Source organism: Streptomyces niphimycinicus, from assembly GCF_018883605.1.
Lineage (GTDB): Bacteria > Actinomycetota > Actinomycetes > Streptomycetales > Streptomycetaceae > Streptomyces > Streptomyces niphimycinicus.
The window spans coordinates 1-9,257 of sequence record NZ_JAHLEM010000526.1 but is presented as its reverse complement, the minus strand read 5'-3'; the positions used below and the strand labels follow the sequence as shown (position 1 = coordinate 9,257).

Below are 9,257 nucleotides of genomic sequence, written 5' to 3'. Positions count from 1 at the left end.
CGTCGGCACCCCGGGTCAGGCGGCCCGCACCGGCGCCACGGGGACGGCGGCCGAGATGGACCCGAACGCGCACGCCACCGCCGGCGCTGTCGGGACGGCCGCGCCGGACCGTGTCGCCGACGCGCCCACCGCCGACGGTGTCACCGACGCCCACTCCAGCGTGGACGACCTCGCCGCCGCCCTCGACGCCGAAGGCGTCACCGTTCACCGCCCCGAGCTCGGTGTGCTCGTCGCCGACGTCCCCGCGGACGCGGAGGCGCGGGCCGCCGCGTGCGACGCCGTGGCCGCGGTGGACGACGAGCGGGTGCGGCTGCGGTCCGCCGTGAAGGCGCGGGACGGCTTCTTCACGACCTACTGCATCAGCCCGTACTCCCGCTATATCGCCCGCTGGTGCGCCCGGCGCGGGCTGACCCCCAATCAGGTCACCACCGCCTCCCTCCTCACCGCGCTCATCGCGGCGGCCTGCGCCGCCACCGGCACCCGGCCCGGGTTCGTCTCGGCCGGTGTGCTGCTGATCGCCTCGTTCGTGCTCGACTGCACCGACGGACAGCTCGCCCGCTACTCGCTCCAGTACTCCACGCTCGGCGCCTGGCTGGACGCCACCTTCGACCGGGCCAAGGAGTACGCCTACTACGCGGGACTCGCCCTCGGCGCCGCCCGCGCCGGTGGCGGCGGTGATGACGTATGGGCCCTCGCGCTCGGCGCGATGGTGCTCCAGACCTGCCGCCATGTGGTGGACTTCGCCTTCAACGAGGCCAACCACGACGCCACCGGCAACACCAGCCCCACCGCCGCCCTCTCCGGCCGCCTCGACAGCGTCGGCTGGACGGTCTGGGTGCGTCGCATGATCGTGCTGCCGATCGGTGAGCGCTGGGCGATGATCGCCGTGCTGACGGCGTTCACCACGCCCCGTATCACCTTCTATGTGCTGCTCATCGGCTGTGCCCTGGCGGCCTGCTACACCACCGCGGGCCGGGTGCTGCGCTCGCTGACCCGCCGCGCGAAGCGCACGGACCGCGCCGCCCGCGCCCTCGCCGAGCTGACGGACTCCGGTCCGCTGGCCGAGCTGGTCGCCAAGGCCGCCCCCCGCAAGGCGAGTTCGTATCTCGCCCCGCTCTCGGCCGCCCTCGGGGCCGCGGCCGTCCTGGCCGGCACCGCGGCCGCCGGTTTCGGCTCCTGGGTGCCCGTCGGATGCGCCGTGCTCTACGCGGTCCTCGCGGGCGTCGCCGTCGCCGCGCCCCTCAAGGGCCCCCTCGACTGGCTGGTGCCGCCGCTCTTCCGCGCCGCCGAATACGGGACCATCCTGATCCTGGCGGCTTACGCGGAGGTGAACGGCGCCTTGCCCGCTGCTTTCGGGCTGGTTGCGGCGGTCGCCTACCATCACTACGACACGGTGTACCGCATCCGCGGCGGCACGGGGGCACCCCCGCGCCGGCTGGTGCGGGCGATCGGCGGGCACGAGGGGCGGACGGTGGTGGTCACGGCCGCCGCTGCCCTGCTGCACCACCAGAACCAAGGTTTCACCATCGCGTTGACCGCTTTGGCGGCGGTCCTCGCGCTGGCGGTGCTCATCGAGAGCATCCGCTTCTGGGTGTCCTCAGGAGCACCCGCCGTACACGACGAAACAGGAGAACCCGCATGATCGGCCTCGTGCTCGCGGCCGGCGCCGGACGGCGTCTGCGTCCCTACACCGACACGCTTCCCAAGGCCCTGGTGCCCGTGGGACCCGAGGGGAAGGAAGGCGAGCCCACCGTCCTGGACCTGACCCTCGGCAACTTCGCGGAGATCGGTCTGACCGAGGTCGCCATCGTCGTCGGCTACCGCAAGGAGGCCGTGTACGAGCGCAAGGAGGCCCTGGAGCAGAAGTACGGCCTCAAGCTCACGCTGATCGACAACGACAAGGCCGAGGAGTGGAACAACGCCTACTCCCTCTGGTGCGCCCGTGACGCGATCCAGCACACCGTGATCCTCGCCAACGGCGACACCGTGCACCCCGTGTCCGTCGAGAAGACCCTGCTGGCCGCGCGCGGCAACGGCCAGAAGATCATCCTGGCCCTGGACACGGTCAAGCAGCTCGCCGACGAGGAGATGAAGGTCGTCGCCGACCCCGCCAAGGGCGTTCAGAAGATCACCAAGCTGATGGACCCGGCCGAGGCGACCGGCGAGTACATCGGCGTCACCCTCATCGAGGGCGAGGCCGCCGCCGATCTCGCCGACGCGCTGAAGGCCACCTTCGAACGCGACCCCGACCTCTACTACGAGGACGGCTACCAGGAGCTGGTCAACCGCGGCTTCAAGGTCGACGTGGCCCCGATCGGCGACGTCAAGTGGGTCGAGATCGACAACCACGACGATCTGGCGAAGGGCCGTGACATCGCGTGCCAGTACTGACGAGGCTCATCCCCTCGCCGCTCGTCGTCGACATCCGCGCGGGCGCCCTGGACGATCTCGCGATGGTCCTCGCCGACCAGCGGATCTCCTCCTCCGGCAAGCTGGCCATCGCCATCAGCGGCGGCTCCGGCGCCGTACTGCGCGAGCGGCTGTCCCCGGCGCTGCCGGGCGCGAGCTGGTACGAGGTCGGCGGCGGCACACTGGATGACGCGATCAAGCTGGCCGACGCCATGAAGTCGGGGCACTACGACGCGGTCGTGGGGCTGGGCGGCGGAAAGATCATCGACTGTGCGAAGTTCGCCGCGGCACGCATCGGCCTTCCGCTGGTCGCCGTCGCCACCAACCTCTCGCACGACGGTCTGTGCTCTCCGGTCGCCACCCTCGACAACGACGCCGGACGCGGCTCGTACGGGGTGCCCAACCCGATCGCGGTGGTCATCGACCTCGATGTGATCCGTGAGGCGCCGGTCCGCTTCGTCCGCTCCGGTATCGGCGACGCCCTGTCCAATATCTCCGCGGTCGCCGACTGGGAGCTGTCCCACCGCGAGACCGGCGAGCAGATCGACGGCCTCGCGGCCGCGATGGCGCGCCAGGCGGGCGAGGCCGTGCTGCGCCACCCCGGCGGGGTCGGCGACGACGGCTTCCTCCAGGTGCTGGCCGAGGGGCTGGTGCTCACCGGCATCTCCATGTCGGTGGCGGGGGACTCCCGCCCGGCCTCCGGTGCCTGCCACGAGATCAACCACGCCTTCGACCTCCTCTTCCCCAAGCGCGCTGCCAGCCATGGCGAGCAGTGCGGCCTGGCCGCCGCCTTCGCGATGCGGCTGCGCGGGGCGCACGAGGAGTCGGCGCACATGGCCGAGGTGCTGCACCGGCACGGTCTGCCCGTGCTGCCCGAGGAGATCGGCTTCACCGTGGACGAGTTCGTCCAGGTCGTGGAGTTCGCTCCGAAGACGCGCCCCGGCCGCTACACGATCCTCGAGCACCTCGACCTGTCAACCGACGCGATCAGGGACGCATACGCCGACTATGCCAAAGCAGTCAGTCAAGCCATCAGTGGCTGAACTCCGCCCGGTCGTCCACCCCGCGGGGGTCAAGGACCGGCGGAGCGGTGAGCACTGGGCCGGGCGCCTCTATATGCGGGAAATCTCGCTGCGTTGCGACCGGCACCTGGTGAACACCCGGGTCACGCCCAACCAGCTCACCTATCTGATGACCGTCTTCGGCGCCCTCGCCGCCCCGGCCCTGCTGGTGCCGGGGATCGCGGGCGCCGTGCTCGGCGTGCTGATGGTCCAGCTCTACCTGCTGCTGGACTGCGTCGACGGCGAGATAGCCCGCTGGAAGAAGCAGTTCTCGCTGGGCGGGGTGTATCTGGACCGGGTCGGCGCCTACCTGTGCGACGCCGCGGTGCTCGTCGGCTTCGGCCTGCGCGCCGCCGATCTGTGGGGCTCCGGGCGGATCGACTGGCTGTGGGCGTTCCTCGGCACCCTCGCCGCGCTCGGCGCCATCCTGATCAAGGCCGAGACCGACCTCGTCGGGGTGGCCCGGCACCAGGGCGGTCTGCCGCCGGTCAAGGAGGCGGCCGCCGAGCCGCGCTCGTCCGGTGTGGCGCTGGCCCGCAGGGCGGCCGCGGCGCTGAAGTTCCACCGGCTGGTCCTCGGGGTCGAGGCGTCGCTGCTCATCCTCGTGCTGGCGATCGTGGACCAGGTGCGCGGGGACCTGTTCTTCACCCGGCTGGGCGTTGCCGTACTGGCGGGTATCGCCCTGCTGCAAACCCTTCTTCACCTCGTGTCCATCCTCGCGTCGAGCAGGCTCAAGTGAGCATGAGCACCATGAAGGTCGGAGCGGTCGTCCTCACGATGGGCAATCGCCCCGAGGAGCTGCGCGAACTCCTCGACTCGGTCGCCAAGCAGGACGGCGACCCGGTCGAGGTGGTCGTCGTGGGCAACGGTTCGCCGCTGCCCACGCTCCCCGAGGGCGTACGGACCATCGAGCTGCCCGAGAACGTGGGCATCCCGGCGGGCCGCAATGTCGGCATCGAGGCGTTCGGACCCGGCGGCTCGGACGTCGACGTACTGCTCTTCCTCGACGACGACGGGCTGCTGCCGGGCACCGACACGGCCGAGCTGTGCCGCCGGGCGTTCGCCGACGATCCGGAGCTGGGCATCATCTCGTTCCGCATCGCCGACCCCGACACCGGCGTCACCCAGCGTCGCCATGTGCCCCGGCTGCGTGCCTCCGACCCGCTGCGGTCCTCCCGGGTGACCACCTTCCTGGGCGGTGCCAACGCGGTCCGTACCACGGTGTTCCAGCAGGTCGGAGGGTTGCCCGACGACTTTTTCTACGCGCATGAGGAGACCGATCTGGCCTGGCGGGCGCTGGACGCCGGCTGGATGATCGATTACCGGTCGGACATGGTCCTGCACCATCCGACCACCGCGCCGAGCAGGCACGCGGTCTACCACCGGATGGTGGCCCGCAACCGGGTCTGGCTGGCCCGGCGTAACCTTCCCGCGCTGCTCGTGCCCGTCTATCTGGGCGTCTGGCTGCTGCTCACACTGGCCAGGCGTCCGTCGAAAACCGCACTTCGGGCCTGGTTCGGGGGCTTCAGGGAGGGCTGGAAGACACCGTGTGGTGCACGCCGACCCATGAAGTGGCGTACGGTATGGCGCCTGACCCGACTGGGCCGACCTCCTGTCATCTGACAAGCTCGTATCGAAGAGCATCGGGCGCGACCCGGGGCGCGGCCCCGCTCAGCGCACCCTGAAGACGAAAGTGTCAACTGTGAGCGAGACTACGCACGACGGTGCGGTAGCCGTGAGTGGCCCGCCATCAGCCGACGAGGGCCTGTCCCCGGCCGAACTGGCGCGGAAGTACGAGCTGTCGGTGAGCGGCGCCCGGGTGAGCCTCGGCGAGTACATCCGCCAGATGTGGGGCCGGCGTCACTTCATCGTGGCCTTCTCGTCGGCCAAGCTCACCGCCCAGTACAGCCAGGCGAAGCTGGGCCAGGTGTGGCAGGTGGCGACCCCGTTGCTCAATGCGGCGGTGTACTTCTTCATCTTCGGCCTGCTGCTGAAGAGCAGTCGCGGTATGGCGAACGACATGTACATCCCGTTCCTGGTGACGGGTGTGTTCGTCTTCACCTTCACCCAGGCGTCCGCCATGGCGGGCGTACGGGCGATCTCCGGGAACCTGGGGCTGGTGCGGGCCCTGCATTTCCCTCGGGCCTCACTCCCCATCTCCTTCGCGCTCCAGCAGCTCCAGCAGTTGCTGTTCTCGATGATCGTGCTGGGTATCGTGCTGGTGGGCTTCGGTCACTACCCGTCCTTCGCGTGGCTGTTGATCATTCCCACGCTGGCGCTCCAGTTCGTCTTCAACACCGGGCTTTCGCTGATCATGGCCCGGTTGGGGGCCAAGACCCCGGACCTCGCCCAGTTGCTGCCGTTCATCCTCCGCACCTGGATGTACGCGTCCGGCGTGATGTTCCCGCTGGCCCGTACGCTTGAACACGCCGGGGCGAGCAAGTGGATCTCGGACGCCATGCTGGGGAACCCGGCGGCCGTGTACATGGATCTGATGCGGTACGCGCTGATCGACGACTACACCGGGGCGAACCTGCCGCCGCACGTCTGGGCGCTGGCCGTGGGCTGGGCGGTCCTCTTCGGCGCCGGGGGATTCGTGTACTTCTGGAAGGCAGAGGAGCAGTACGGCCGTGGCTGAGCAAACCCTGGACAAGACTGCCGAGGCCGCCCAGGCGGCTCCCGCACCGTCGCCTGTGCCGACCGTCATCGCCGACGACGTCCACATCGTCTACCGCGTCAACGGCGGCCCCAAGGGGCGCGGCAGCGCCACCGCCGCCCTGAGCCGCATCATGCGCCGCAAGGGCGCGCCGGGGATGCGTGAGGTGCACGCGGTGCGCGGGGTCACCTTCGTGGCGTACAAGGGCGAGTCGATCGGTCTGATCGGGTCCAATGGCTCGGGGAAGTCGACGCTGCTGAAGGCCGTCGCGGGGCTGCTGCCCACCGAGCGCGGCAAGGTCTACACCAACGGCCAGCCGTCGCTGCTCGGGGTGAACGCGGCGCTGATGAACGACCTCACCGGTGAGCGGAACGTCATCCTCGGCGGTCTGGCGATGGGGATGTCGCGTGAGCAGGTCCGGGAGCGCTATCAGGGCATCGTGGACTTCTCGGGCATCAACGAGAAGGGTGACTTCATCACCCTGCCGATGCGCACGTACTCCTCCGGCATGGCGGCCCGGCTGCGGTTCTCCATCGCCGCGGCCAAGGACCACGATGTGCTGATGATCGACGAGGCGCTGGCCACCGGCGACCGGAAGTTCCAGAAGCGCTCCGAGGCCCGTATCCGCGAGCTGCGCCAGGAGGCCGGCACCGTCTTCCTGGTCAGCCACAACAACAAGTCGATCCGGGACACCTGTGACCGGGTGCTGTGGCTGGAGAAGGGCGAGCTGCTGATGGACGGCCCGACCGACGAGGTCATCAAGGCGTACGAGAAGGAGACCGGCAAGTAGCCCTCCGCGAACGCCGACTCCGTAAACCATCAGGCCCCGCCGGGCAACCCGGCGGGGCCTTGTTGTCCACAACCGGACCACTTACCCCGCATCGGGAATGGGTGTGGACGCATGGCACGTTGGGCACGGCAACGGGGGAATCTGCACGGGGGGCTGACGGGGTGGCCAAGAACGGGGCCGTGGGCGGAAGCAGCCATGCCGAGAGGGTGTTCCGCGTGCAGCGGGCCTTCACCCAGCTCGGCGGACGGGCCCATGGGCCCGGAGCGCTGGCCAGAGCGGCGGAGCTGGACGATTCGACCGTCTACCGGATTCTCCAGTCCGGGGTGCACCAGGGCATCTTCGTCCGCGAGGGCCGGGGGCTTTACCGGCTGGGCTCGGCGGCCCCGCAGCTCGGTCTGAAGGCGCTGGCCCACTCGCCCGCGCCGGAGGCCGCCCACGCCCTTCTGGAGGCGCTGCGCCGGGCCACCGGCGGGCTGGCCTTCCTCTATCTGCTGGCGCCCTTCGGCGGCGCCCACCGGCAGTGCGCCGATATGGCCGTGGGCGACTCCGATCTGACGGAGTTGGGGATGACGCCGCGTGCGGTGCAGACCGTCGAGCACTCGCTGCGGGTGGGCGCCGCGGGGCGGGCGATCCTGGCGTATCTGCCGGAGACGATCCAGTCGGAGGTGCTGGACCGGCCGGTGCCCGCCGAGGCCGGCCCCGGGGCCTTCCGGGACGATGTGCGGCTTCTCGCCTCGCTGGACCGGATCAGGACGCGGGGCTACGCACTGGGCCATGAGGAGTGCGCGGCGGGGTGGAACGAGTGCGCCGCGCCGGTCACCTGGGACGGACTGGTCATGGGATCGGTGCTGGTGATGAAGCCCAAACAGGTCATGACGCGGTGTCCGGTGACGGTCATCGGGGCGGTGGAGCAGACGGCGGCGGCGCTGGCCGATCTGGGGCGCGGCAGTGCGTCCGGGCCGGATGAAAATGATTCGAGACCGAAGTAAATTTACGGTAACGCGAGTAAACGTGAAGCGCATTCCCCGCCCTTCACCAGCCCTTTCTCGCGAGGCGAGAAAGGGTCGGAAATCCTTGACTCGTACGGGCGTACGGCCGCAATAATCAAGAGGGCAATCCAGTCTGATTCTTGCATGAGCGGTGGCTCGAAGCGCCGCGCACTAGGGGGAAATGTCACCGTGTCCGACAGGGGCGGTCTTGCCGTCGTGCCCGATATACCCGCACCGAACTGGACGCGGGAGCTCGAGCGTGTGCCGTTGTTATCGGCCAGGGAGGCCCAGGCGTTTGTGCTGCTCGGTGCGGGGTGGTCCAACCGCCGTATCGCGCTGCGGCTCCAGGTGACCGAGCGCACAGTGAAGGCGCATGTGGCGTCAATACTCGCGAAACTACAGGTGGAATCGCGACTTCAGGCCGGTCTCGTCGCCCTCAGCTACCGATACCTGTACCAAAGTACAGTTTCCGGGAGGATCGTGGCCGGATAGCGTTGCCCGCGGCTGCCCGTTTATCCCTCGGCCGGATATCGACTTGACCCGACCCGCCACCCAGCAAACGCGCCGTCATAGGAAAGGTATTCATGTCTGACCGTTCCGGCCCGAGCGGAATGAACCCCGTGTGGACGCTGGTGGTGTCCGGACTCACCGTCTTCATGGCCGCCTTGGACAACCTCGTCGTCATCACCGCGCTGCCCGCCATCCAGAAGGACCTGGGCACCAGCCTCCAGGACCTGGAGTGGACGGTGAACGGCTACACCCTCACCTTCTCGGTCTTCCTGATGGCCGGTGCGGCCGCCGGGGACCGGTTCGGGCGCCGCCGGGTCTTCCTGGCCGGTCTCGTCGTCTTCACCGGGGCCTCCGCCGTCGCGGCGCTGTCCGGCAGTGCGGACGCCCTGATCGCCGCCCGGGCCGTACAGGGCCTCGGGGCGGCCGTGGTGATGCCGCTGACGCTGACGCTGCTGACCGTCGCCGTCCCCGAGCGCCGGCGCGGTCTCGCGCTGGGCGTCTGGGGCGCGCTCAGCGGGCTCGCGGTCGCGCTGGGCCCGCTGATCGGCGGGGCCGTGGTGGAGAAGATCTCCTGGGAGTGGATCTTCTGGGTCAATGTGCCGATCGGCGTGCTGGTGCTGGTGCTCGGCCTCTGGAAGCTGGCCGAGTCCACCCGCCCGGACACCTCGCTCGACCCGGTGGGCACCGTCCTGGTCAGCCTCGGGGTGTTCGGTGTGGTCTACGCACTGGTGTCCACCACCGAACACGGCTGGTCCAGCGGCCGGGTGATCGGCTTCCTGGCCGGCGGCCTGGTGGTCCTCGCGCTCTTCGTCGGCTGGGAGCTGCGCACCGCCGAACCCATG

At 69.7% G+C, this 9,257-nt stretch carries 10 protein-coding genes; all 10 read left to right on the top strand.

The features are described 5' to 3' along the window. Window positions 1–1,642: DUF5941 domain-containing protein (locus KN815_RS34935; protein WP_216345863.1), on the top strand; the 1,642-nt coding region annotated here is incomplete at its 5' end. Then, window positions 1,639–2,391, top strand: a complete 753-nt coding sequence (locus KN815_RS34930; RefSeq protein ID WP_216345862.1) for a phosphocholine cytidylyltransferase family protein — start codon at window positions 1,639–1,641, stop codon at window positions 2,389–2,391. The genes KN815_RS34935 and KN815_RS34930, both read left to right, overlap by 4 nt. After that, entirely contained in the window at window positions 2,379–3,452 is a 1,074-nt protein-coding gene (locus KN815_RS34925) for an iron-containing alcohol dehydrogenase family protein (protein ID WP_216345861.1), read from the top strand. The genes KN815_RS34930 and KN815_RS34925 overlap by 13 nt, the downstream gene beginning before the upstream one ends. Then, window positions 3,418–4,209 carry a CDP-alcohol phosphatidyltransferase family protein gene (locus KN815_RS34920; RefSeq protein WP_216345860.1) on the top strand — a complete coding sequence of 264 codons (792 nt, stop codon included), beginning with the start codon at window positions 3,418–3,420 and terminating at the stop codon, window positions 4,207–4,209. Before KN815_RS34925 ends, KN815_RS34920 begins: the two co-directional genes overlap by 35 nt. Before the next feature lie 11 nt (window positions 4,210–4,220). Then, window positions 4,221–5,093: a glycosyltransferase family 2 protein gene (locus KN815_RS34915; protein WP_216345864.1), complete on the top strand. Its 873-nt coding sequence runs from the start codon at window positions 4,221–4,223 to the stop codon at window positions 5,091–5,093. Window positions 5,094–5,172: 79 nt separating this feature from the next. After that, entirely contained in the window at window positions 5,173–6,108 is a 936-nt protein-coding gene (locus KN815_RS34910; protein ID WP_216345859.1) for an ABC transporter permease, read from the top strand. Then, window positions 6,101–6,916, top strand: coding sequence for an ABC transporter ATP-binding protein (locus KN815_RS34905; RefSeq protein ID WP_216345858.1), 816 nt, complete (start codon window positions 6,101–6,103; stop codon window positions 6,914–6,916). Before KN815_RS34910 ends, KN815_RS34905 begins: the two co-directional genes overlap by 8 nt. Window positions 6,917–7,131: 215 nt before the next feature. Beyond that, window positions 7,132–7,905 carry an IclR family transcriptional regulator gene (locus KN815_RS34900; RefSeq protein ID WP_253209423.1) on the top strand — a complete coding sequence of 258 codons (774 nt, stop codon included), beginning with the start codon at window positions 7,132–7,134 and terminating at the stop codon, window positions 7,903–7,905. Window positions 7,906–8,049: 144 nt separating this feature from the next. Further along, the gene (locus KN815_RS52375) at window positions 8,050–8,397 is read left to right on the top strand and encodes a response regulator transcription factor (protein WP_372458569.1); all 348 of its coding nucleotides are present in this window, start codon (window positions 8,050–8,052) and stop codon (window positions 8,395–8,397) included. Window positions 8,398–8,489: 92 nt separating this feature from the next. Further along, window positions 8,490–9,257: MFS transporter (locus KN815_RS34890; RefSeq protein WP_216345855.1), on the top strand; the 768-nt coding region annotated here is incomplete at its 3' end.

What these genes read in the sequence shown, in the direction of transcription:
- KN815_RS34930 (WP_216345862.1), top strand. Translation starts at nt 1,639, where the DNA reads ATGATCGGCCTCGTGCTCGCGGCCGGCGCCGGACGGCGTCTGCGTCCC.
- KN815_RS52375 (WP_372458569.1), top strand. Translation starts at nt 8,050, where the DNA reads ATGAGCGGTGGCTCGAAGCGCCGCGCACTAGGGGGAAATGTCACCGTG.
- KN815_RS34920 (WP_216345860.1), top strand. Translation starts at nt 3,418, where the DNA reads ATGCCAAAGCAGTCAGTCAAGCCATCAGTGGCTGAACTCCGCCCGGTC.
- KN815_RS34915 (WP_216345864.1), top strand. Translation starts at nt 4,221, where the DNA reads ATGAAGGTCGGAGCGGTCGTCCTCACGATGGGCAATCGCCCCGAGGAG.